Genomic DNA, 23,987 nt, shown 5'->3' with positions numbered 1-23,987 from the left:
CCTCAGCCGGTGGTGACCGGCCGGTCCGGTGCGTCGGCGCCGTCCCCGGGGCCCGGCGGCAGCCAGGCGGCCGGGAGCCACGTGGCCGCCAGGCACCCGCACACCCCGAGCCAGCCGACGGCGAACAGCCAGCCGCCGAGCACGTCGGTGAACCAGTGCACCCCCAGGAACACCCGGGTCAGTCCGACGGCGACCCCCCAGCAGGCGACGGCCGCCCGCCAGATCCATCCGCCGTGCGGGATCCGGACGGCCAGGGCCAGCAGGAGCAGGCCGGCGGTGATCGCGGAGGTGGTGCTGTGGCCGGACGGGAACGACCAGCCGGAGGCCAGGGTCTCCCAGTCCTGCTCCGGCGGCCGGGGCCGGGCGACCAGGTCCATCACGCCGTAGCGGAGCGCCTGCCCCAGGGCGAGACACAGGACGCCCAGGAGCACGGCGCCCGCCCGACCGCGCCGCCCGCGGCCCGCCAGTACTCCGGCCAGCACGACGAGGGCGTACGGGACGACGCCGGTGCCGGTCATGGTGATGCCCCGGGCCACGGCCACCGCGACGTCCGGACGGTGCCCGAGCGACCAGGCGTGCAGGGTCCGGTCCAGAGCGAGCGGGGCGCCGTGCCGGCCGCTCACGAGCAGCGCCAGCAACCCGAACGCCACCCAGGCGCCGAGCCCCGCGCTCCCGGCGAACTCCGCGACGCGCCTGCGGTTCATGACTCCCGCGCGGCCCTGCGGGACCGCAGCACCTCGGCCGCGAGGGGGATCAGCGAAACGGCCACGATCACGGCGATGATCGGCAGCAGGTACCGGTCCACGTTCGGGATCGAGGAGCCCAGCGCGTACCCCGCGAGCGGCAGGCCGAGGCTCCAGACCAGGCCGCCGGCGGCCTGCCAGAGGGTGAAGGTGCGCACCGGCACCCCGAGGGCCCCGGCCAGCGGGTTCAGCACCGTGCGCACCACCGGCACGAAGCGTGCCAGCACGATCGCCTTCGCGTGGCCGTAGCGCTCCAGCAGTTCCTCGGTGCGCCTGGCTCCCTCGTGCAGCCGTACCGAACTGCTTCTCGCCAGCAGTGCGCCGCCGGCTCTGCGGCCCAGCAGGTACCCGGTCTGCGAGCCCGCCAGCGCCCCCACCGCCGCCGCGACCAGCAGGGCGGGCAGGGAGAGCTTGAGGCCCTGGCCGGAGGTGCCGGTGCAGAGCAGGCCCGCGGTGAACAGGAGCGAGTCGCCCGGCAGGAAGAAGCCGATCAGCAGCCCCGTCTCGGCGAACATCACCACGCCGACACCCAGCACGCCGAACGCGGCCAGCAGCGAGTGCGCGTCCAGTACGTTGACGGCGAGCTGCGACACCGGCAGGTGCGGGGGAGTGGTCATCGGCACGCGCCCTCTCATCGCTCGACTACACATCTGTAGACGTTCTGTCGAACTGTAGTCGATGAGCGGGCTCGCCGGGTTCGTCCGGGAGGCCGTGTCCCCTGCGTGCCGTGTCCCGGCGGGTCCCGGCTTTTGCCGCACCATTGCCTTTTCGTGACCGATTGACTACATGGCTGTAGTCATCATGGTCAGCGGAAGTAAGGCATGCCTTCACTAAGTTCGAGCCACGGGGCGGGGACGGGCCTGCCGGGGAGGGCTGCGGCGGATGTGGGACGACGCGTTTCCGAGTTTTCTGATCGGTCTGAGGGAAGGCCTTGAGGCCGGGCTGATCGTCTCCATCCTCGTCGCCACCCTGGTGCGGGCCGGGGCCAGGAACCGGCTGCCGCAGGTGTGGACCGGTGTCCTCGCCGCGATCGCGCTGGCGATGAGCTTCGGCGCGGTGCTCACCTTCACCGCCGCGTCGCTGTCCGAGACCGCGCAGGAGGCCTTCGGCGGCACCCTGAGTGTGATCGCCGTCGCCTTCGTCACCGCGATGGTCTTCTGGATGCGCCGCTCCGCCCGGAGCCTCTCCGGGGAGATCAAGGAGAAGGTGACCGGGGCGCTCGCCATGGGCTCGGGCGTCCTGGTGGTCACCTCGTTCCTCGCCGTCGGCCGCGAGGGCCTGGAGACCGCGCTGTTCCTGTGGACCACCGCGCAGGCGGCCGGGGAGTCCGCGGGGCCGCTGGCCGGCGCCGGGATCGGCCTCGTCCTGGCGGCGGGCCTGTGCTGGGGTCTGTACCGGCGCGTCCTGCGGATCAACCTGACGAAGTTCTTCACCTGTACGGGCGTGGTCCTCATCGTCATCGCCGCCGGCGTCCTCGGCTACGGACTGCGGGACCTCCAGGAGGGCGGGGTGTTCCCGGGGAGCACGGCGTACGCACTCGACCTCAGCGGCAGCGTCGACGCGGGCTCCTGGTACAGCACCCTCCTCCAGGGCGTCCTCAACATCACGCCGACCATGACCTGGCTCCAGGTGGCCGGGTACGCCGGTTACCTCGCGGTCGTGATGACCCTGTTCGTCCGCGGAGTACGCGCGGCGGCCCCGAAGCCCGCCGCCGCACCGCCGGCCGGCGCCCCGGCGCCGCGGCGACGGCCCGCCTGGGTGCTGCCCGTCGCCGTGGTGGCCGTGCCCGCGGTGGTCGCCGGTCTCGTCGTCGCCGTCGCCCGGCCCAAGCCCGGCGGCGGCCAGACCGTCGCCGTCTCCGAGACCGAGTGCGGCAAGGGCTTCACGGCACCCGATCCCGGCCGCCGGACCTTCCGGATGCAGAACACCGGCGACAAGACCTCCGAGGTGTACCTGATCGACCCGAGCACCAACGCGGTGTACGGCGAGATCGAGGGCCTCGCCCCCGGCACCACCCGCGCCCTGGTCGCCACCGTCGCCGGCGGCACCTACGCCTGGCGCTGCGTCCCCTCCGGCGGCCGCGCCGTCACCTCCAGGCCGGTCACCGTCAGCGGCCACGGAAGCGGCGCCAAGGCGGTCGTACCGGTGTCCGAGAGCGACCTCGCCGCCCCGCTGAAGGCGTACAAGGCGTACGTCGAGCAGGGCCTCGCCACCCTCGTGGCGGGGACCCGCACGCTCGACGCCGACATCGAGGGCGGCCACCTCGACCGGGCCCGCACCGACTGGCTCACCGCCCACCTCACCTATTCCTCCCTCGGCGCCGCCTACGGCACCTTCGAGGACTTCGACAAGAAGATCAACGGCCGCGCCGACGGCCTCCCGGGCGGCGTCGACGACCAGGGCTTCGCCGGGTTCCACCGGATCGAGTACGGGCTGTGGCACGGGCAGCCGGCGGCGCGGCTGAAGGCCCCCGCCCAGGCGCTCGCCGCGGCCGCCGCCGGACTCCAGAAGGCGTTCCCCACGCAGGACTTCGACCCGGGCGACCTGCCGCTGCGCGCCCACGAGATCCTGGAGAACACCCTCCAGTTCGAGCTGACCGCCGACACCGACGAGGGCAGCGGCACCAACCTCGCCACCGCGAACGCCAACCTGGCCGGCACCCGCGAGCTGCTCACCGTCCTCACGCCGCTGCTGACCACCCGGGCGCCGAAGCTGCTGCCGACCGTCGACGCGGACGTCGACCGGCTGCAGAAGCTCCTGGACGCCGAGCACCGGGGAACCGCCTGGACCCCGGTCGAGAAGCTCGACACCGTCACCCGGCAGCGGGTCAGCGGAGCCACCGGCCAGCTCCTGGAGGACCTCGCCCCGGTGCCGGACCTCCTGGAGATCAGGAAGTCCGCCTGATGAACCGCGCACAGCACCAGCACCCGTACGACGAAGGGAACCCTCCGATGTCCGCTGCCGACACCCCGTCCTGCCCGATGGGCGCGGGCCGCCGTTCCTTCGTGCGCACGGCGCTGGGCGCCGGGGCCGCGGGCGCGGTGCTGGCCGGCGGCGGCATCGCGCTCGGCCAGGCCGGCGGCACGGCGCAGGCGCAGGCCGCCGACGCGACGAGCGGCACCAGGATCCCCTTCCACGGCGCCCACCAGGCCGGCATCCTCACCCCGGCCCCGGCCGCCGCCACCTTCGTCTCGTTCGACGTCATCGCCGACAGCCGGCAGGAACTCGCCGAGCTGCTGAAGACGATCACCGAGCGGGCCCGTTTCCTCACCTCCGGCGGCACCCCGGAGGACCTCGGTGTCGGCGCGCCGCCCTCCGACAACGGCATCCTCGGCCCGGACGTCCCCTCCGACGCGCTGACCGTCACCGTCGGTGTCGGCGCCTCCCTGTTCGACGACCGCTACGGCCTGGCGAAGGCGAAGCCGGCCCGGCTGACGCCGATGCGGACCTTCCCGAACGACAACCTGAACGCCGCCGAGTGCCACGGCGACCTCTCGTTGCAGATCTGCGCCGACAGCCAGGACACCGTGCTGCACGCCCTGCGGGACATCGCGCGGCACACCCGTGGTGCCATGCAGATCAAGTGGCGCATCGACGGCTTCCAGAACGCTCCGCGGCCGGCCGGCGCCCAGCGCAACCTGCTCGGCTTCAAGGACGGCATCGCCAACCCGGACGTGCGCTCCGCCCGTGAGACCGACCGGCTGATCTGGGTCGGCGACGGCCAGGGCGAACCCGCCTGGACCGCCGGTGGCAGCTACCAGGTGATCCGGATCATCCGGATGCTCGTGGAGTTCTGGGACCGGGTCTCGCTCAACGAGCAGGAGCTGATGTTCGGCCGCCGCAAGGACACCGGCGCCCCGCTCGACGGCGCCGAGGAGACCGACATCCCCAACTACGCCAAGGACCCCAAGGGCAACGCCATCCCGCTGGACGCCCACATCCGGCTGGCCAACCCGCGCACCGCGGAGACCGACAACACCCGCATCCTGCGCCGTGGCTACAACTACGACCGGGGGATCGACAGCGTCGGCAACCTCGACATGGGTCTGGTCTTCTGCTGCTACAACCAGGACGTCAGGCGCCAGTTCGAGGCCACCCAGACCCGGCTCGTCGACGAGCCCCTCGTCGACTACATCTCCCCGACCGGCGGCGGCTACTTCTTCGCCCTGCCCGGCGTCCGGAACCCCAAGGACTGGCTGGGCAGCGGGCTGCTGTCCGCCTGAGCTCTTTACTCCTTCTTTGCTCGCTCATGGGAAAGGCCTTTAATCGGCTCTAGTGCGAACGATTTGCAAGTACGGGAAGATGGCACCAGGCTGTCGACAGCAGCTGCCCGTACTCGACCGAAGGATGCCACCCCCCGATGACGGCCGCCCCTGGTTCCGCTCCGTCCCTCCCCGCCCAGGCCGAGACCAAGCCCTCGGCCTGGCGCCGTGTCCGCGGTTCCATGACACGACAGGAGTGGACCAGGGTCGGCGGGATGGCGGGGTTCGTGCTCGCGCTGCACGTCATCGGCTGGGGCACCCTGGTCGGGATCATCGCGCCGCAGCACTTCAGCGTCGGCAAGGAGTCCTTCGGGATCGGCATCGGCATCACCGCGTACACGCTCGGTATGCGGCACGCCTTCGACGCCGACCACATCGCGGCGATCGACAACACCACCCGCAAGCTGATGGGTGAGGGGCAGCGCCCGCTGTCCGTCGGCTTCTGGTTCTCCCTCGGCCACTCCAGCATCGTCTTCGGTCTGGCCCTGCTGCTCTCGCTCGGCATGAAGACCCTGGCGGGACCGGTCCGGGACGACGGCTCGCACCTCCACGAGGTGACCGGCCTGATCGGCACGACGGTCTCCGGCACCTTCCTCTACCTCATCGCCGGCATCAACCTGGTCATCCTGGCCGGCATCTGGAAGGTCTTCCGCCAGATGCGCTCCGGCGCCTACGACGAGGCCGCCCTGGAGACCCAGCTCAACAACCGCGGTCTCATGAACCGCTTCCTCGGCCGGGTCACCGGCTCGATCACCAAGCCCTGGCAGATGTACCCGCTGGGTCTGCTGTTCGGCCTCGGCTTCGACACCGCCACCGAGATCGCCCTGCTGGTCCTGGCCGGCTCCGGGGCCGCGTCCGGGCTGCCCTGGTACGCCATCCTCACGCTGCCGGTGCTGTTCGCGGCCGGCATGTCGCTGCTCGACACCATCGACGGCTCGTTCATGAACTTCGCCTACGAGTGGGCGTTCTCCAAGCCGGTCCGCAAGGTCTACTACAACCTCACCATCACCGGTCTGTCCGTCGCCGTCGCCCTCATCATCGGCACCGTCGAACTCCTCGGCCTGCTCGCCGAGAAGCTGGACCTGCACGGCTTCTTCTGGGACTGGATCGCCGGGCTCGACCTCAACACGGTGGGCTTCGTCATCGTCGGACTCTTCTTCGCCACCTGGGCGGTCGCCCTCCTGATCTGGAAGGCCGGCCGGATCGAGGAGAAGTGGACGACGGGCCTCGCCCGGCCCGCCGAGCAGCCCGAGGGCTGAAGCCCCCTGCGGGCGTCAGTCCTCCAGCCGGTCGAGCTGGCGCAGCTTGTTGGTGGCGTCCAGGGCGGCGACCTTGTACGACTCCGCGAGCGTCGGATAGTTGAACACCGCGTCCACCAGGTAGTCGACCGTGCCGCCGCAGCCCATCACCGACTGGCCGATGTGGATCAGTTCTGTCGCTCCGGTGCCGAAGCAGTGCACACCGAGCAGCCGCCGGTCCTCGGGGGAGACCAGCAGCTTGAGCATGCCGTGCGAGTCGCCGATGATCTGCCCCCGGGCCAGTTCCCGGTAGCGGGCCACCCCGACCTCGAAGGGCACGCAGTCCTCGGTGAGCTGGTCCTCGGTGCGGCCCACGAAGCTGATCTCCGGGATGGTGTAGATCCCGATCGGCTGGAGGTGGTCCATCTCCCCGACCGGCTCCCCGAAGGCGTGGTAGGCGGCGACCCGGCCCTGTTCCATCGAGGTCGCGGCGAGCGCCGGGAAACCGATGACGTCCCCGACGGCGTAGATGTGCGGCACCTCGGTGCGGAAGTGCTCGTCGACCTTGATCCGGCCGCGCGGGTCCGCCGACAATCCCGCTTTGTCCAGGTCGAGTTCATCGGTCAGGCCCTGCCGGCCCGCCGAGTACATCACCGTGTCCGCCGGTATCTTCTTGCCGCTCTCCAGCACGGTCAGCGTGCCCCGGGGGTGCCGCTCGACGGCGGCGACCGTCTCGCCGAAGCGGAAGGTCACGGCCAGGTCCCTGAGGTGGTACTTCAGCGACTCGACGACCTCGACGTCGCACATGTCGAGCATGGCCGCACGCTTCTCGACCACGGTGACCTTGCTGCCGAGCGCCGCGAACATCGAGGCGTACTCCATGCCGATCACGCCGGCGCCCACGATGACCATGGAGCGCGGCACCCGCTCCAGCGACAGCACGTTGTCCGAGTCCATGATGGTGCGGCCGTCGAACTCGACGCTGTCCGGGCGGGCCGGCCGGGTGCCGGTGGCGATGACGATGTGCTCTGCGGTCAACAGCCGCTCGTCCCCGCCCGGTTCGTCCACGGCGACGGTGTGCGGGTCCCGGAACCGGCCGGTTCCGGAGCAGAGGGTGACGTGGTTGCGCGAGAGCTGGTTGCGGATGACGTCCACCTCGCGGCCGACCACGTGCTGGGTGCGCGCGGTCAGGTCGGCGACGGTGATCTCCTCCTTCAGCCGGTAGCTCTGGCCGTACAGGTCGCGCTGGGTGAGTCCGGTCAGGTAGAGGACCGCCTCGCGCAGGGTCTTGGAGGGGATGGTGCCGGTGTGGATGGACACACCGCCGACCATCTCGGGGCTGTCGACCACGGCCACCCGGCGGCCGAGCTTGGCCGCGGCGATGGCGGCCTTCTGACCGCCGGGACCGGATCCGATGACGAGCATGTCGAAGTCTGGCACCTTGCGGAGTCTGTCAGCAGGCGCCCCCGCTTCGAAAGGGTGAACCGGCAACCTCCGCATGAAATCCCATGCGGACCAGGGTGGTTGCCGTACTCAGGGCAGCAGGCGCTCGATGCAGTTCGGGCCCTCGCGCTCCAGCTTCTTCCTGGCCCATTCGAGGGTGGCCGGGGTGACGTCCCGGCCCGAGGCCAGTACCACGTCCTCCGGTGCCACCCCGGTGCCGGGGGCGCTGTGCAGCACGGAGTCCGGGGTCGCGCGGTCCTCGGACGACCAGGACGCTTCGGATTCTGAGGTCGACATGATCCCTCCTTCACGGAGCGGGTGCACATTCTCACGATTGCCCGCCCGGCCGCGCCCCGCATCCCGAGCGGATCCGGGGCCGGCCCGGCCGGACAGCCGGTGCGGAACGGAACGCATCCCTTTTAAGCTGGTACGTGACCGTACACCCGTTTCGGGGAGGCCGCCACGATGGTCGAGCAGCCGTTCTACGAGAATGCCCCCGGAAGCCCCCGCTACCTGCCGATCGCCGAACACGGACTGATCGGCGACCTGCGCAGCGTGGCCCTGGTCGGCAGCAACGGCACGATCGACTGGTACTGCACCCCCTCCTTCGACTCGCCGAGCGTCTTCGCCGCGATCCTGGACGCCGAGCGCGGCGGCTTCTTCGCGCTGGCCGCGGCCGTGCCCGCCCGGACCAAGCAGTTCTACTTCCCCGACACCAATGTGCTGATCACCCGGTTCTACACCGACGAGGGGGTGGGCGAGGTCCAGGACTTCATGCCGGTGACGGGCGAGTCGGCCGAGCCCACGGAGTGCGAGCGGCACCGGCTGATCCGCCGGGTGGTGTGCGTCCGCGGCACCGTGCCCTTCCGGGTCCGGGTGGCCCCCCGCTTCGACTACGGCGCCCGGCCGCACACCCTGCGCATGCGCGGCGACACCGCCGTCTTCGAGTCGCCGGAGATGTCCCTGGCGCTCACCTCCACGGTGGCCCTGGAGAGCGACGGCCCCGACGCCCACGCCGACTTCAAGCTCGCCGAGGGCGAGACCGCCGTCTTCGCCCTCGACCAGGCCGGCGAGCACATCGCCCCGCGCGGTTGCGCCCGCATCGAGGCCCAGCGCCAGTTCGAGACCACCGTCCGCTACTGGCGGAGCTGGCTGCACCAGTCCCGTTACCGCGGCCGCTGGCGCGAGATGGTGCACCGCTCGGCCCTCACCCTCAAACTGCTCACCTACGCCCCCACCGGCGCCATCGTCGCCGCCCCCACCACCAGCCTCCCCGAGCAGCTCGGCGGCGAACGCAACTGGGACTACCGCTACGTGTGGATCCGCGACGCCGCCTTCGCCGTGTACGCGCTGCTGCGGCTCGGCTTCAGCAGCGAGGCCGAGGCCTTCATGGGATTCGTCACCACCTACATCAGCCCGGGCGACGGCTTCGCCTCCGGCCCGCTGCAGATCATGTACGGCATCGACGGCCGCGCCGACCTGGGCGAACGCGAGCTGACGCACCTGGAGGGCCACCGCGGCTCCGCCCCGGTCCGGGTCGGCAACGCCGCGGCCGGCCAGCTCCAGCTGGACATCTACGGCGCCCTCATCGACTCGATCTACCTCTACGACAAGTGGGCGCAGCCCGTCTCCAGCGCCCAGTGGGACGACGTCACCCGCCTCGTCGACTGGGTCTGCGAGCACTGGGACCAGCCCGACGAGGGCATCTGGGAGACCCGCGGCGGCCGCAAGGACTTCCTCTACTCGCGGCTCATGTGCTGGGTGGCCATCGAGCGGGCGATGCGCCTCGCCAACCGCCGGGGCCTGCCCGCCGACCTGCCCCGCTGGCGGCAGTCCCGCGACACGATCTACCGGCGGATCATGGACCGCGGCTGGTCCGACCGGCGCGGCGCCTTCGTCCAGCACGAGGGCGGGGAGGTGCTGGACGCCTCGCTGCTCATGATGCCCCTGGCCAAGTTCATCGCCCCGACCGACCCCAAGTGGCTGTCCACCCTGGACGCCCTCACCGAGGACCTGGTCTCCGACTCCCTCGTCTACCGCTACGACCCGCAGGCCAGCCCCGACGGCCTGCGCGGCGACGAGGGCACCTTCTCCATCTGCTCGTTCTGGTACGTCGAGGCCATGGTGCGCGCCGGACGCGTGGACGAGGCCCGGCTCGCCTTCGAGAAGATGCTCACCTACGCCAACCATCTCGGCCTGTACGCCGAGGAGATCGGCCGCACCGGCGAGCAACAGGGCAACTTCCCGCAGGCGTTCACCCACCTCGCCCTGATCAGCGCCGCCTTCAACCTCGACCGCGCCCTGGGCTGACGTCAGGGCACCGGCTGCTCGGCCCAGATGACCTTCCCGGCCGGCGTGTAGCGGGTGCCCCAGCGCTCGGCGATCTGCGCCACCAGGAACAGCCCCCGGCCGCCCTCGTCGGTGCTCGCCGCGTACCGCAGGTGCGGGGAGGTGGTGCTGGCGTCGGACACCTCGCAGATCAGCGTCCGGTCGCGCAGCAGCCGTACCCCGATGGGGGCGCGGCCGTAGCGGATGGCGTTGGTGACCAGTTCGCTGAGGATCAGCTCGGTGGTGAACGACAGCTCGTCCAGGCCCCACTGCGACAGCCGGCGGGTCACCTCGGACCGCACCTCGGAGACGGCCGCCGGATCCGCGGGCACCTGCCACTCGGCGATCCGGTCCGGGCCGAGCGCCCTGGTGCGGGCCACGAGCAGCGCCACGTCGTCGCTGGGGCGGGCCGGCAGCCGCTCCAGAACGGCCGCACAGGTCTCCTCGGGCGTGCCGTCGGCCGCCGACTCCAGGGCGCCGGCGAGCAGGTCGAGGCCCTCGTCGATGTCCCGCTGCCGGTCCTCCACCAGTCCGTCGGTGTACAGCACCAGTCTGCTGCCCGGGGGCAGCTCCAGCTCGGCCGTCTCGAAGGGCAGCCCGCCGACCCCCAACGGGGGACCGGCCGGCACGTCCGGGAACTCCACGCTGCCGTCGGGCCGCACCAGCGCCGGCGGCGGATGACCGGCCCGGGCCACCGTGCAGCGCCGGGAGACCGGGTCGTAGATCGCGTACAGGCAGGTGGCCCCGGTGATGGTGGCCGCACTCTCCGAGGGCGCCTCGTCCTGGTCGATGCGGCTCACCAACTCGTCGAGCAGCCCGAGCAGTTCGTCCGGCTGGAGATCGAGGGCGGTGAAGTTGTGCACGGCGGTGCGCAGCCGCCCCATGGTCGCCGCCGCGTGCAGCCCGTGTCCCACGACGTCCCCGACCACCAGCGCCACCCGGGCCCCGGACAGCGGGAGCACGTCGAACCAGTCGCCGCCCACCCCCGCCTGCGCCGGCAGATAGCGGTAGGCGATGTCCAGGGCGCTCTGCTCCGGCAGGCTGCGCGGCAGCAGACTGCGCTGGAGGGTGACCGCCATGCTGTGCTCGCGGGTGTACCGGCGGGCGTTGTCGATCGAGACGGCCGCGCGGGCCACCAGCTCCTCGGCGAGGGCCAGGTCCTCGTCGTCGAACGGCGCGGGCTTCTCCGAACGGCAGAAGATGGCCAGCCCCAGCACCAGGTTCCCGGCCCGCAGCGGCACGCTGATCAGCGAATGGATGCCGAACTCCAGGATCCGGCCGGTCAGCTCCTCGTCCTGGGCCCGCCAGCCCGGCGCCTCCCGCAGCCTCCGCTCGACCACCGAGTCGCCGGTCTGCAGACTGCGCGCCTGCGGTGAGGACGGCACGAACCGGAACCGCTCGCCGACCGGGTACAGCGGGGCGTCCTTGCGGACGCCGGTGAGCGCCACCCGGCGCAGCGCGTCCCCCGGCTTCGGCTCCTCGCCCTTGAGCACGGCGTCGTACAGGTCGACGATGGCGTAGTCCGCGAACCGCGGTACCGCCAGCTCCGCGAGCTCCTCCGCGGTCCGGGTGACGTCCAGGCTGGTGCCGATGCCCACTCCGGCGTCGTACAGCATGTTCAGGCGTTCCCGGGCCACCTCGGCGCGGCCGGACAGGGCGCGCAGCTCGGTGGAGTCGCGCAACGTGGTGACGCTGCCCGGTGGCCCGCCGCGCACCTCGATCGGGCGCTGGTTGACGGCCAGCAGCCGGTCCTTGACCAGGTGCACCTCGTCGGTGGCGACCCGTCCCGAGGCGATCAGCTCCGCCGTGTCGCCGTCCAGGCCGATGTCCACGACACGCCGGCGCTCGGCGTCCGCGGGCAGGTCCAGCAGGCGCTGCGCCTCGTCGTTGGCGAGCATCAGCCGGCCGTCGCCGCCGACGATCAGCACCCCCTCCCGCACCGAGTGCAGCACCGCGTCGTGGTGCTCGTACATGCGGGTCATCTCGTTCGGGCCGAGGCCGTGCGTCTGACGCAGCAGGCGGCGGCCGACCAGCGCCGTCCCCGCCAGCGCCAGCGCGAGGGCGACACCGGCCGCGGTCAGCAGCAGCGTCAGCTGCTGTTCGGCGGCGCCGCCGACGTGCGCGGTGGTGATGCCGGCCGACACCAGCCCCACCACCTTGCCGGCCGGGTCCCTGACCGGCACCACGGCCTGCACCAGCTCCCCGATGGTGCCGTGGACCTCCTGGGTGACGGTCCCGCCGGCCACCGCGGGTCCGATCTCCCCGACGAACCTCTTGCCGATCCGGTCCGGTTTGGGATGTGTGTACCGGATGCCGTCGGTGTTCATGACGACGATGAAGTCCACGCCCGTCGCCTTGCGGGCCGCCTCCGCCTTCGGCTGGAGCACGGTCGTGGGGTGCGGCAGCCGCAGCGCCGCCGCCGTCCCCGGCGCGTTGGCGAAGGTCTGGGCGACGGCCAGCGACCGGTTGCGGGCCTCCGTGCTGCTGTCGTGCCGCACCTGGAGGACCTGGGTCACCACGGCCGCCGCGACCAGCAGCAGCACGATCACCACCTGGAGCAGGAACACCTGTCCGGCCACACTGCGCCCGCTGAGCGCCGACCGGACCCGCCCCGGCTCCCTCACTCCCTGCTCCCCCTCGCTGAGCGGCGCACGCGGACTCCCGGAACGGGGCGGCCGAGTGTCGGACCGGCCGGGCAGACGGACCATGAGCCCATGTCTACACTGCCCGGCCCCGTGAGGCGAGAGGGTCTTGGGAGGCAACCGCGCCCGATGCCGTGCCGCCCCCCGGCCGAACCCGGCCCGCGCCGCTCAGTACGGGGCCCGGGGCGGGTCGGCGGCTTGGTGTGGGGGGCGGCGGGTGGCGAGGAGGAGGGCCACGTCGTCCGGTCGGTCCGTGGCGTGCCGGGCCATGGCGGTGAGCCGGTCCGCCACTCCGGCGAGGTACCGCCCCTTCCGCCGCCCGGGCACCGCCCCGGCACTCCCCAGAGCCACCCGCAGCGCCGATATTCCGTCGTCGATGTCGGCGCCGGGCCGCTCCACCAGCCCGTCCGTGTACAGGGCGAGGATCGCGCCGGGCGCCAGCTCCAGCTCGGTCACCGGGTACCGGGCCCGCGGATCCACACCGAGCACGACACCCCCGGCGAGCTGCAGGACGTCGGTGCGGCCGTCCGGGGCACGCAGCAGGGGCGGCAGATGCCCGGCCCTGGCGACCCGGGCGAACCCGGTGGCGGGGTCCAGACGCAGGTAGCAGCAGCTCGCGAACTGGCCCGGGTCGAGATCGATGAGCAACCGGTTGGTGCAGCTCATCACCTCGTCGGGCGGCCGGTCGCCGAGCGCGAACGCCCTCACCGCGCTGCGCAGTTGCCCCATGGTCGCGGCGGCCTGCACGCCGTGCCCCTGGACGTCCCCGATGACCAGGGCCAGTCCGTCACCGGCCTCCACCACGTCGTACCAGTCACCGCCCACGTCCATGCCCTGGGTACCCGGCAGATACCGTCCCGCGGTCTCCACCCAGGGGTGCGCCGACAGCCGGCGCGGCAGCAGCGCCTGCTGGAGGCCGCGGGCGAGGGCGGCCTCGGTGTCGTAGCGCTGGGCCTTCTCCATCGCGTGCGCGATGAGGCCCGCGAGCGCCATCAGGACGGTGCGTTCCTCGGTGCTGAAGCCGCGCTCGTCGTCGAAGCCGAGGATGCACGAGCCGACCGGGCGCCCGGAGGCGATCAGCGGCAGGAAGGCGCGGGCGCCCCGGTCGGCGTCCAGCGCGAGACCCGGATAGGTGTCCGCGAGTTTCCGCATCGACTCGAAGAACAGCGGCCTGCCGGTGGTCAGGGTCTCGACCCCGGGGATCCGGGCGTCCAGACCGACCCCGTCGAAGGGGGCGAGGAAGCCGGGCGGGAAGCCGTTCTCCCAGGCCAGGTAGAGGTGCCGGTCCTGGAGCAGGTAGATGGCGAGCCGCCGGCCGCCGAACGCGGGCAGCAGCTCCTGGGTCACCACCGCCGACACCTGACGGGCGGTCACCGCGTCGGTCAGCGCGATGGCCAGGGCGATCGGCCGGTACAGCGGGGCCATCGAGGGCCCGCCGGCCCGGCCGGGCCCGCTCCCCGTGCCCGGTTCGGGCGGCCGGGGCAGGTGCACCGCCGGATCGAGCCGGTTGGCGGGGACGACCGTGCAGGTGACCAGGTCCGGGCCCGGATGCAGGGACAGGGCGAGCCACCCGTCCTCGCCCGCCTCTTCGTGACGGACCTGGAAGTGCACCGGGTCGGGGGCGAGCAGCGCACCGCGCCAGTGATCGTCGTACGCCGGCCCGCTCAGCCACGGCATGGCCTCCCACACCGGCCGCCCCAGCAGCTCGGCGACCGTCCGGCCCGCGAGCCGCGCGGCGGCCCGGTTGGCGTACCGGACGAGCCCCGCGCGGTCCAGGCAGAACACGCCCTGCGGCAGCGGATCGGCCGCTCCGTCGCCGGACGCGGCGGGCCCCAGGTCGACGACGGTGCCGGAGACCAGGGACCGGGGGTCCGCGCCGGGCGGCGGCCACAGCTCCACCAGGCGCGGGGCGCCGTCCCCGGCCCGCAGCCGCAGCGGCGACTCCGGCGGCCTTCCGGCCGCGGTCTCGCGCAGCGCGGCCAGCACCTGCGGGGCGTCGGCCGGCGCCACCGCCTCGGCCAGCGCGGCCCCGGTGCCCGCGAAGTCCTCCGGCGCCACACCCAGCAGGGCGTGCAGCCGGTCGTCCGCGCGCACCGCGGAGGTGGCCGGATCCCAGGTGAAACGGCCCGTCCGGACCGTCTGCGGGCGCCGGGCGGGCGGCCGTACGCACACCGGCTCGCCCTCCCAGGCGACCGCCGCCGCGCCCGCCTCCGCCACCAGCTCGCGCAGCCCCGCCCCCAGCCGCCGGGCGACCTGGCACAGCAGGTCCGGGTCCGGCAGTCCGTCCACCGTGTCCGGGGTGGCCGGCCGCAGCACCGTGAGCACCCCGAAAGCAGGCGACGCACCGGGCACCGGCGTGTACAGCGAGCCGAACTGGAACGGCAGCCCGGCCGCGAACTGGGGGTAGCGGCGGACCGTCTCGGTGGCGTTCGGCAGCACCACCCGCACCCCGAGGCGGTAGGCGTCCGCCACCGGGAACGGCCGGTCCACGTGCAGCCGCCACCAGGGCCGGAACAGCGGGCCGGGCAGGCCCACCAGGGTGGCGAGGCGCAGCAGCCCCGGGGTGCCGGAGCGCAGGTACACCCCGGCGACGTGGCCGCCCGCCGCGCCCAGAGCGCTGGTCGAGGCCTCGACCAGCAGCGCGGTCAGCCGCTCACGCGCCCGGACCACGTGCTCACCGGGACCAGTCATCGGGTCCTACCTCGTCCGTGCACCGCCGGGTGGGTGACACAGCAAGAATGCGCCACCCCGGCCTTCGCACGCACCTTCGTGACCGGGAACCGGCGAGCGGTCCCCGGTGTCCTCACACCGATGCCCCACCCGGGTGGCGGAGCCCGGACGCGCCCCTGGTAATGGCCCCATGACGCGCCGTGCCGTACGTGGGGTGCCAGGTACGGCCACACCCCCCTGGAGCCGAGCATGATCACCCGTTCTTCGCCCTGCAGCCCGCCCGACCCGGCGATACCCCGGATACTCGCACCCGGCGTCGACACCCCACCCGACGACCCGGCGATCCCGCCCGCACCGCCCCCGGCGGAGGTCCGCACCGACCCGCCCGAGTCCGCGGTCCGCCAGGACGACCCGCTCGAAGGCCTGCTCCGTACGGTCGTCACCGACCGTCCGCTGGAGGACGTCGTCCAGCTGGTCACCCTCCTGGAGGGCGACCCCGCCCACGCCGAGCTCACCGGCGACGTGCTGCGCGCGGTCGGCCGCAACCGCTCCGTCGACGAGGTCACGCGGCTCGTGACCCTGCTCACCGGTGAGCCCCGGCTGGCCGATCGCGCCGAGGAGGCGATCCGGGCCGCCGCCGAATGCCGTCCCCTGGACGAGGTGTCCCGGCTGGTGGAACTCCTGCACCGCGGGCCGCTGGAGCCGCACTGCGGCCGGGCCGCAGTGCGCGCGGTCGGAGTCGGCCGCCCGGTGGAGGACGTGGCCCGGCTCATCGGCCGGCTGGCGACCGCGCGCGCCGCACGGACCCCGGCCCCGCTCGGGTCGGCCGCGCGGACCGGTGCCGCGCCTGCGACGGCCTCGTTGACCTCCCTGACCTCGTGGTGCGCGTCGGCCGAGCCCCCGCGGACGGGGGCGTCCGAGCGGGACGGGCTGTCGGGGGTGCCGGATCGCGCGGCGTCCGGTGCGGGCGAGCCGGACGGGTGGTCCGCGCCGACGGCATCGCCCGCGGGCGCGCCGGAGGGTTGCGCGGCGGCCGGGGCGACGATCGGGGCCGGCGGACGGCCCGGGTCCCTGGCGCCCGACGCGTCCGCCGGGTCGACCGAACGTGCCGCCTCGTCGGAATCGTCGGCGTCGTCGGCGTCCTCCGAGGGGGCCGGGCGTTCGGGGGCGGCCGTCCCGTCCGTCGCGGGTGGGCGCACCGCGTGGGCCGCCGCGCTGGTGTTCGTGCTGTGCGGGGTGGCGCACGCCCCGCGCCAGTGGGGCGGGGCGCCACCGCTCGCGTCGGCCGTGCCCGCGCTGTGCCTGCTCCTCGCGTTCGCGCTGACGATCCCCGCGTCTCGGCTGGCCGCGGCCTCGGCCGGGTTCGTCGGCGCCGCCGTGCTCGCCGCCGGACCGGTGCTGGACCCCCGCTTCGGCGCCCGGCTGGGGATCCGGCGGCTGTCGGGGACGCTGTACGGCACACCGGTCCCGTCGTGGCTCCCGGGCACCGTCGCGGCGGCGGCCGCGCTCGCCGCCCTGACCGTGCTGGTCCTGGTGCTGGCCGGCACGCGTCGCACCGCGCGGCGTCAGCCCGGCGCCACCGGCCGCAGCACCAGCTGACCGTCCTCCCGGGCGGCGGCCATGGCGAACGGGTAGGCGTCCGCCTCCAGGCACAGCGATACGTCCTCGGGGTGGACGCCCTCCCAGCCGAGCCGCACCCCCTCGGCAAGCCGCGCGGCCCCGTGGGAGTTCCGGGCCCGCGCCACGTACGGGTCCGGCGTCAGACCGGCGTCACTCACGCATCCGGCGATGTACTCGGCACAGGCCGGATCCTCGCCCGCCGTCCCGTCGTCTCCCGTGACGACGAAGGTGACCGTCCGGGGCCGTGCACGCCGGAGCACGGCGGCGGTGGCCCCGGCGACCACGAAACTCGCGCACAGCAGCAGCCGGGCCCCGGCCGCCGCGAGTGCCCCGGTCGTCCCGGCGGTGGTCTTCTGGACGATCGTGCGGCCCGCGACGTCCAGTGAGCGCAGTTGGGCCGGGGAGTTGGCCAGGTCGAACCCCGGCACCACCGGCCCGTCCTGGAACGCCAGCCAGCCCGGGTGCCGTGCCTTCAACTCCAGCGCCTCGTCCAGGGTTTCGGCGAAGACGATCCGCTCCGCACCCTGCGCGAAGGCCCCGGCGGCCACCGTGAAGGCCCGCATCACGTCGATGACGACGGCCACCTCGGGCGTCGCGGAAATACCATGGATCCCGGTGAAGGCGCTTCTCATCACCCCATGATGCCCGGCGGGTTCAGAGTTCCGGGGGCTCCGTGGGGAGGGCCGCGCGCATGGAGCGCAGGGCCAGCAGGAGGACGCCGATGTCGTCCAGGTAGATCGGGTCGGGCAGCAGGTCGGTCGGCAGCACCAGATACAGGACCGCGCCCCAGAACACCCAGCGCGAGCCGGTCGGCAGTCCGGCCCGGCGCAGCGCGCGCCGGGTGCGGACCAGCCGTACGAGCACGGCGATCGCCCCGGCGAGCAGGGCCGCGGCGACGATCGCGCAGATCACGAGCACGGTCGTGGTGGTGTCCATGGCTGTCCTGTCGTCCGGCCCCGGTCCGTCCCGGGGCCCCTCACTGGTCCGTCTGCCCGGTTTACCGGTCCGGCTGCTGCTCCGCCCTCCCGGATTCACCCTCGGTGACCGTGGTCGGCTCCGGGCTCTCCCGCGGAGGGAGCAGCCCCTTGAAGGCGCGGGTCAACTGCTGCAGGGGCGAAGCGGGTTGGGGCACCGGTGCGACGGGGACGGGGGTGTCCCGGAGGGCGGCCAGCGCCTCGTGGGCGCGTTCGGCCGACTCCCGGTACAGGTCCCGTGACCTCGTCATGGCCTCCAGGGCCTGTGCGTACTGCGCGACGAGCTCCCGCTCGCGGTCGAGCTGCTCCTGGAGCGTCATCAGGGTCCAGTTGTCGCGCAGGTCGGCCAGCGCCTCCTCGGTGCCCTGCGGCGCGGGCCGGGGCAGTGCCGCGAACCGGCCCAGGAGGGCGATCAGTTCGGCCGGTTCCGAGCCGTCCAGGAAGACGCTGCGCACCGCGTACGCGTGCGGGTCGTAACCGGACGGCGCGGGGTCCGGCGGCAGCAGCACGGCTCCACCGCGCGGTACCTCCACTCCGAGGTCGCGCAGGGCCCAGTTGACGGCCCGGAACTGCTCGGGCGCGGCCCGGTGTTCCACGACGCGGTGGGCGAGGGCGGGCGGCAGGCGCCGGACCAGGGGCAGGCGGCCGAGCGTGTCCGGCGTCATCGCCTCGTGCACGACGAGGTTGACGCACCAGGCGTCCTTCGCGGCGTCGCGCAGTACCCGGCGCATCTCCTTGTCGTCGGCGGGCAGCGGGTTGACGGTGCGCAGCCGCAGGCCCGCCACCACCGGGTGGTAGTCCCAGGCGGCCTCGCCGCCGTCGCCGGCCTCGTCGCCGTCGGGCCAGAACATCGTCGCAGGGGAGGGCCAGGTCTCGTCCCAGGGCCGCTCGGCCTCGGCGACGAGCTGCCACTCCCGCCCGGCCTGCCGGCCCTCGGGCGCCACCAGCGTGAGCCGGGCGCGGACCGTGACCGTGCCGTCGTCGACCCGCCAGCGGGCTTCGAAGAGCCGCCGGTCGGAATCCTCGGGCACAGGGGGTTCGGCGAAGTCGTCGAGGGCGCCGGTCTCCTTGCGCAGGCGCAGGATCCGGCGGATCACCTCCTCGGAGTCCGGGCCCGTGTGGCGGCCGCGGGCGGGCCAGACGGACTGCGGAAGGGCGGCGTGGTCGGTGGCGGAGTTCGACATGGGCCAATCTGCTGACGGGAGGGGAGTGCGCCTCCCAGTATCACCGCCGGGGAGCGTGTCAAACAGGGCGGGGCCCGCCCGCGCACGGGGTGTGCGCCCGGCAGCCGGGGTGCGCGCCGTGTGCGTCGTACGACGCACGTTCACCCGTGCCCGCGGGCCGCGCGGCCCCGGAGAATGGTGCGGCGAACGGGGCCCGCCCGTCCATCCGCTCAGGGGCGGGCCCCGTTCACCGAGCCGTCGCTCTCTAGCTGTGGCTGCCGTAGGGCCGGGTGATGATCTCCATGCCGTGTCCGGCCGGGTCCATGAAGTAGAGGCCCCGGCCCCCGTGGTGGTGGTTGATCTCTCCGGGCTGTTGCAGACGCGGGTCCGCGTAGTACGTGATCCCGGCCCGCCGGATACGCTCGTGGGCCGCGTCGAACTCCGGGTCGGAGACCAGGAACGCGTAGTGCTGCATGACGATCGACTCCGCCGGAACGGTGGCGAAGTCCAGGGTGACCCCGTTCCCGGTGGCCACGGGGACGAAGGGGCCCCACTCGGTCCCCGCCTCGAGTCCCAGGACGTGTGCCAGGAAATCGGCGGACTCCCGGTTGTCCCGGGCGTGGACGATGGTGTGGTTCAACTCGACTGACATGGGTGGAATGCCTCCGCAAGGCACCTCACAGCACCTCCATGCCTCACCCGGCCGGTGACCGACACGCGATGCGTGCGCATGATCCTAGGACATTCCCGGTGCCCGCGAGAGAGGGCCGACGCGCCGCCGTCGCCGGCGCGTCGCCGTCGGCCCCTCCGGCGGTGTGTCAGGCGCCGCTCTCGCGGAGCATGTCCTCGCGCTCGACGAGCTTGACGCGCTCACGGCCCTGCGGCTCGCCCAGCGCCCGCTCGGCGGCGTCCAGCCGGTACCAGCCCTCCCAGGTGGTGAAGCGGACGTTCCGCTCGGCGAGGAAGGCGTCCACGGCCTCCGGCGCGGGTGCCTGAGGGGTGTGCAGCCGGCCGTCGGCGTAGTCCGCCAGCAGGTTGGCCACCGTCTCGTTGGCGTCGCCCTTGGTGTGGCCGATCAGACCGACCGGCCCGCGCCGGATCCAGCCGGTGACGTAGGTCGACTGGAGGTGGTTGCCGCTCTCCTCGATGACGCGGCCGCCCTCGTCCGGGACGGTGCCCGAGTCGATGTCCCAGGGAAGCTTCGGCAGCTTGTCGGAGAGATAGCCGACGGCGCGGTAGACGGCGGTGACGTCCCAGTCCTTGAACTCGCCGGTGCCCTTCACGTTGCCGGTGCCGTCCAGGGCGGTGCGCTCGGTGCGCAGTCCGGTGACCTTGCCGTCCGCGCCGAGGATCTCCACCGGGGACTCGAAGAAGTGCAGGAAGAGCTTGTGGGGGCGGTCGCCGACGTCGCGGATCGCCCAGTTCTCCAGGGTCTTGGCGACCATGTCGGCCTGCTTGTTGCCGCGCCGGGTCTCGATCGAGCCCTCGTCGTAGTCGATGTCCTCGGGGTCGACGATGACCTCGATGGTGGGGGAGTGGTCCAGCTCCCGCAGCTCCATCGGGGAGAACTTCGCCTGCGCGGGGCCGCGGCGGCCGAAGACGTGGACTTCGAGGGCCTTGTTGGCCTTGAGGCCGTCGTAGACGTTCGGCGGGATCTCCGTCGGCAGCAGTTCGTCGGCGGTCTTCGCGAGGATGCGGGCGACGTCCAGGGCCACGTTGCCGACGCCGAGGACCGCGACCTTCTCGGCCTCCAGCGGCCAGGTGCGCGGTACGTCCGGGTGGCCGTCGTACCAGGAGACGAAGTCGGCGGCGCCGTAGGAGCCGTCCAGGTCGATGCCGGGTATCCGCAGCTCGCGGTCGGCGGTCGCGCCGGTCGAGAAGATCACGGCGTCGTAGAAGGAGCGCAGGTCGTCGAGGCTGATGTCGGACGGGTAGTCCACGTTGCCGAAGAGGCGGATCTGCGGCTTGTCGAGCACCTGGTGCAGGGCCGTGATGATGCCCTTGATGCGCGGGTGGTCGGGGGCGACGCCGTAGCGGATCAGGCCGAACGGGGCGGGCATCCGCTCGAAGAGGTCGATGGACACGCCGGGCTCGGCGGCCACCTCGGACTTGAGCAGGGCGTCGGCGGCGTAGATCCCGGCCGGGCCGGCTCCGACGATGGCTACCCGCAGGGGGCGCGGCATGATCAGGTTCCCTTCGAGCGGTGGCGGTCGACCGAGTGAGGACGATCGATCTCGAACGGGAAGCCTAAACTAAGGCAGTCCTAAGTTAGTACGCGGGTCCGGTCTATGACCTCATAAGGCGATCTTATGGCTCATCCCGGGTCCGCCTTATGCCCGGGAACGGCGGCGCGGGAACGGTACCCGTGCCCCCAGGTGCTTGGCGGCCGCCCCCGCCATGCACCACCCTGTCCTCTGCGGCGCACCGAGGCGCGGTGGGTCGGAGGGCGAGGGGTGAGGGCGTGGACGCACGCGGGGAGACGACCGTCGCGGTGACCGGCGGCAGCGGGTTCGTCGGCAGCCATCTGGTACGACGGCTGCTGGAGCGGGGTTACCGGGTCCACGCGACCGTGCGCAGCACCTCCGACGCGGCGAAGGTCCGGCCGCTGTGGGACCTCCAGGAGGCATTTCCCGGACGACTGGCCCTGTTCCGTGCCGACCTGCTCCGGGACGGCTCCTTCGACGAGGCGTTCCGCGGCTGCACGACCGTCTTCCACGTGGCCTCGCCGTTCCTGATGCCGGAGCGGATCAGGGACGGCCGACGGGACGTGGTGGACCCGGCACTGCTCGGCACCAGCAACGTGCTCGGGAGCGTGGGCCGTACCCCCGAGGTGACGACCCTGGTGTTCACCTCCACCGTCGGCGCGATCTTCGGCGACTACGCCGACGTCCGCGAGATGCCCGGCCAGGTGCTGACGGAGCAGTACTTCAACACCACCAGCACGGTGGCCGACAACCCGTACCACTACGCCAAGACGGTCGCCGAACGCGCCGCCTGGGACGCCGAGGCCGCCCAGGGCCGCTGGCGCATGGTGTCGGTCAACCCCGGCCTGGTCCTGGGGCCGTCCCTCGCGCCCGCCTCCGAGTCCGGCAGCCTGTTCCTGCTGGACGAACTGTTCAAGGGCTACTTCTGGTACGGCGCCCCGGACTTCAGTTTCACCACCGCGGACGTCCGTGACGTGGCCGACGCGCACATCGCTGCGGCGGAGAACCCCGCGGCCAAGGGCCGTTACATCGTCGCCCACGAGACGATGACGTCGTTCCTCGAGATGTCCCGGATCATCCGCACCCGCCACCGCCGGGACCTGCGGCTGCCACGCACCGCGCTCCCGCACTGGCCGGTGCGGGTCCTCGGCCCGCTGTTCGGCCTCACCCAGGACTACATACGCAAGCACCTCGGCATCCGCTTCCGCGTCGACAACAGCCGCAGCGTCCACGAACTGGGCCTTGTCTACCGGCCGGTCGAGGAGACCCTCCTCGACCACCACGAGAGCTGGCGCACGCGGCGGCGGAGGGTCTGACGCCTTCCGACGCCCGGGTCCGTCCCGGCTACGCGGGGCGGACCACCCGGTGGATCGCCGACTCCCCGGCGTTGTAGATCGACTCCTCGCGGATGGACGCTCCCGGGCTCGGCGCGTGGATCATCGTGCCGCCACCCGCGTAGATTCCGACGTGGCTGTCGTTGTCGAAGAAGAAGACCAGGTCACCGGGTTCGACGGCGGCCAGCGTCACCGGGGTGCCGGCCAGCGTCTGCTCCGGCGCGGTACGCGGCAGCGTGACACCCGCGGCCCGCCAGGCGGCCTGGGTGAGGCTGGAGCAGTCGTACGACTCCGGTCCGGTCGCCCCCCAGACACACGGCCGCCCGATCTGCGCCCGCGCGAACTCCAGCGCCTTCATGGCCTTGCCGGGCTCGGCCACGGCGACGGCCTGGGGGAAGGAGGCGGGCGCCGGGGCCGGGGCGGTGACCACCGGGACGGCGGGGGCCGGCGCCATGGGGGGCGCGGGCACGACGGGCGTGGGTGCGGTGGCCGTCGCTACGGCGGGTGCGGCCATCGTCACGGGTGCGGTGGCCGTCGCGGCAGGGGGCGTCGCCACCGGAGCCGCGGCCAAGGCCGTGGGCATCGGAGCGGACGGCAGCGGCACCGGCATCGGCATCTGCGTGGGCAGCGGTGCGGGGGGCGGGGTCATCGGCACGGCGGGGGCGTAGCCGGGGGTCGCGGGCTGCATTGCGGTGGCGTACGCGGCAGCGGCCGTGCCGAGGCCGGCCGGCGGGTAGGCGGGCATGGCGGGCATGACCGCGGTGGGGGCCTGGGCCGGGGCGTCGTACCCACCCGTGGGGAAGCCCGTCCCGGGGGCGGCGGCGGGCGCGGTGGCGTAGGTGGCGGCATAGGCGGCCGCCTGGGGCGACATGACCTGGAAGGAGCCGGTGTCGATCGGTGCGGGCGCGGGTGCGGCGACGGGAGCGGGTACGGGTGCGGGTGCGACGGCCGGGAAGGCCCCCGAGTCGGTCGAGGCCGAGGACGGCATCGGGAAGGTGCCGGTCGCGCCCGGCGTCATGATGCGGAAGGAACCGGTGTCCGCCGGGGACGGCGCGGCGGCCGTGCCCGGCATCGGGAAGGTGCCCGTACCGCCCGGCGTCATGACACGGAAGCCGCTGCTGTCGGTCAGGGGGTCCGTGGCGGGGGTGGTGCCGGGGGTCATGACGCGGAAGCCGCCGCTGTCCGTCATCGGGTTCGAGGCGGGGGTCATGACGCGGAAGCCGCTGCTGTCGGTCAGGGGGTCCGTGGCGGGGGTGGCGTCGGTGGTGCCGGGGGTCATGACGCGGAAGCCGCCGCTGTCCGTCATCGGGTTCGAGGCGGGGGTCATGACGCGGAAGCCGCTGCTGTCGGTCAGGGGGTCCGTGGC

The 23,987-nt window shown here is 73.1% G+C and carries 18 protein-coding genes; 6 read left to right on the top strand and 12 right to left on the bottom strand.

From position 1 onward, the window contains the following. Positions 1-2: 2 nt before the first annotated feature. Together AB0G52_RS29795 and AB0G52_RS29790 are read right to left on the bottom strand one after the other, a co-directional pair. Positions 3-704, bottom strand: a complete 702-nt coding sequence (locus AB0G52_RS29795) for a phosphatase PAP2 family protein (RefSeq protein WP_132893375.1) — start codon at positions 702-704, stop codon at positions 3-5. Beyond that, on the bottom strand, positions 701-1,360 hold the full coding sequence (locus AB0G52_RS29790; RefSeq protein WP_132893373.1) for a DedA family protein: 660 nt from the start codon (positions 1,358-1,360) through the stop codon (positions 701-703). The genes AB0G52_RS29795 and AB0G52_RS29790 overlap by 4 nt, the downstream gene beginning before the upstream one ends. 265 nt (positions 1,361-1,625) lie before the next feature. Between AB0G52_RS29790 and efeU the strand changes: the two genes are divergently transcribed. The 3 genes from efeU to AB0G52_RS29775 all read left to right on the top strand — a co-directional run bounded on the left by efeU (position 1,626) and on the right by AB0G52_RS29775 (position 6,264). Beyond that, entirely contained in the window at positions 1,626-3,647 is a 2,022-nt protein-coding gene (efeU, locus tag AB0G52_RS29785) for an iron uptake transporter permease EfeU (RefSeq protein WP_361340379.1), read from the top strand. A gap of 47 nt (positions 3,648-3,694) precedes the next feature. Beyond that, positions 3,695-4,966 carry an iron uptake transporter deferrochelatase/peroxidase subunit gene (gene efeB / locus AB0G52_RS29780; protein ID WP_361340376.1) on the top strand — a complete coding sequence of 424 codons (1,272 nt, stop codon included), beginning with the start codon at positions 3,695-3,697 and terminating at the stop codon, positions 4,964-4,966. A 137-nt stretch (positions 4,967-5,103) separates the two neighbouring features. Further along, the gene (locus AB0G52_RS29775) at positions 5,104-6,264 is read left to right on the top strand and encodes a HoxN/HupN/NixA family nickel/cobalt transporter (protein WP_207921907.1); all 1,161 of its coding nucleotides are present in this window, start codon (positions 5,104-5,106) and stop codon (positions 6,262-6,264) included. A gap of 15 nt (positions 6,265-6,279) precedes the next feature. Here the strand turns inward: AB0G52_RS29775 and sthA are convergent, their stop codons facing one another. Together sthA and AB0G52_RS29765 are read right to left on the bottom strand one after the other, a co-directional pair. Then, complete coding sequence (gene sthA, locus AB0G52_RS29770) at positions 6,280-7,683, bottom strand: Si-specific NAD(P)(+) transhydrogenase (protein ID WP_361340374.1); 1,404 nt, start codon at positions 7,681-7,683, stop codon at positions 6,280-6,282. A 93-nt stretch (positions 7,684-7,776) separates the two neighbouring features. Further along, entirely contained in the window at positions 7,777-7,983 is a 207-nt protein-coding gene (locus AB0G52_RS29765) for a hypothetical protein (protein ID WP_132893366.1), read from the bottom strand. A gap of 168 nt (positions 7,984-8,151) precedes the next feature. Between AB0G52_RS29765 and AB0G52_RS29760 the strand changes: the two genes are divergently transcribed. Further along, positions 8,152-9,996, top strand: a complete 1,845-nt coding sequence (locus tag AB0G52_RS29760; RefSeq protein WP_132893364.1) for a glycoside hydrolase family 15 protein — start codon at positions 8,152-8,154, stop codon at positions 9,994-9,996. Positions 9,997-9,998: 2 nt separating this feature from the next. Here AB0G52_RS29760 and AB0G52_RS29755 read toward each other — a convergent pair whose 3' ends face one another. Then, complete coding sequence (locus tag AB0G52_RS29755) at positions 9,999-12,722, bottom strand: SpoIIE family protein phosphatase (RefSeq protein WP_132893362.1); 2,724 nt, start codon at positions 12,720-12,722, stop codon at positions 9,999-10,001. A 102-nt stretch (positions 12,723-12,824) separates the two neighbouring features. Next, positions 12,825-15,347, bottom strand: coding sequence for a SpoIIE family protein phosphatase (locus AB0G52_RS29750; RefSeq protein ID WP_132893361.1), 2,523 nt, complete (start codon positions 15,345-15,347; stop codon positions 12,825-12,827). Positions 15,348-15,575: 228 nt separating this feature from the next. Here AB0G52_RS29750 and AB0G52_RS29745 point away from each other — a divergent pair, with 228 nt between their 5' ends. Beyond that, on the top strand, positions 15,576-16,925 hold the full coding sequence (locus AB0G52_RS29745; RefSeq protein WP_361340370.1) for a hypothetical protein: 1,350 nt from the start codon (positions 15,576-15,578) through the stop codon (positions 16,923-16,925). On the opposite strand, the gene AB0G52_RS29740 is transcribed toward AB0G52_RS29745, so the two are convergent. The 5 genes from AB0G52_RS29740 to AB0G52_RS29720 all read right to left on the bottom strand — a co-directional run bounded on the left by AB0G52_RS29740 (position 16,892) and on the right by AB0G52_RS29720 (position 21,266). Next, positions 16,892-17,578, bottom strand: coding sequence for a 2-phosphosulfolactate phosphatase (locus AB0G52_RS29740; protein ID WP_361340367.1), 687 nt, complete (start codon positions 17,576-17,578; stop codon positions 16,892-16,894). The genes AB0G52_RS29745 and AB0G52_RS29740 overlap by 34 nt on opposite strands. A gap of 22 nt (positions 17,579-17,600) precedes the next feature. Next, a complete protein-coding gene (locus AB0G52_RS29735) occupies positions 17,601-17,882 on the bottom strand; it encodes a YkvA family protein (RefSeq protein ID WP_132893357.1) in 282 nt (93 codons plus the stop codon). Positions 17,883-17,943: 61 nt separating this feature from the next. Beyond that, positions 17,944-19,104 (bottom strand): hypothetical protein, encoded by a 1,161-nt coding sequence (locus tag AB0G52_RS29730; RefSeq protein ID WP_361340364.1) that lies wholly within the window; start codon positions 19,102-19,104, stop codon positions 17,944-17,946. A gap of 244 nt (positions 19,105-19,348) precedes the next feature. After that, complete coding sequence (locus tag AB0G52_RS29725; protein ID WP_361340361.1) at positions 19,349-19,735, bottom strand: VOC family protein; 387 nt, start codon at positions 19,733-19,735, stop codon at positions 19,349-19,351. A gap of 166 nt (positions 19,736-19,901) precedes the next feature. Next, positions 19,902-21,266: an FAD-dependent oxidoreductase gene (locus AB0G52_RS29720; protein WP_361340358.1), complete on the bottom strand. Its 1,365-nt coding sequence runs from the start codon at positions 21,264-21,266 to the stop codon at positions 19,902-19,904. 278 nt (positions 21,267-21,544) lie between these two features. Here AB0G52_RS29720 and AB0G52_RS29715 point away from each other — a divergent pair, with 278 nt between their 5' ends. After that, positions 21,545-22,603: an NAD-dependent epimerase/dehydratase family protein gene (locus AB0G52_RS29715; RefSeq protein WP_361340356.1), complete on the top strand. Its 1,059-nt coding sequence runs from the start codon at positions 21,545-21,547 to the stop codon at positions 22,601-22,603. Positions 22,604-22,631: 28 nt separating this feature from the next. Here the strand turns inward: AB0G52_RS29715 and AB0G52_RS29710 are convergent, their stop codons facing one another. After that, a complete protein-coding gene (locus AB0G52_RS29710; RefSeq protein WP_361340514.1) occupies positions 22,632-23,723 on the bottom strand; it encodes a C40 family peptidase in 1,092 nt (363 codons plus the stop codon). Between the last annotated feature and the right edge of the window lie 264 nt (positions 23,724-23,987).

Source organism: Streptomyces sp. NPDC021562 (assembly GCF_040640875.1).
Lineage (GTDB): Bacteria > Actinomycetota > Actinomycetes > Streptomycetales > Streptomycetaceae > Streptomyces.
The sequence above is the reverse complement of the archived record's forward strand: the minus strand, read 5'-3'. Positions and strand labels throughout refer to the sequence as shown.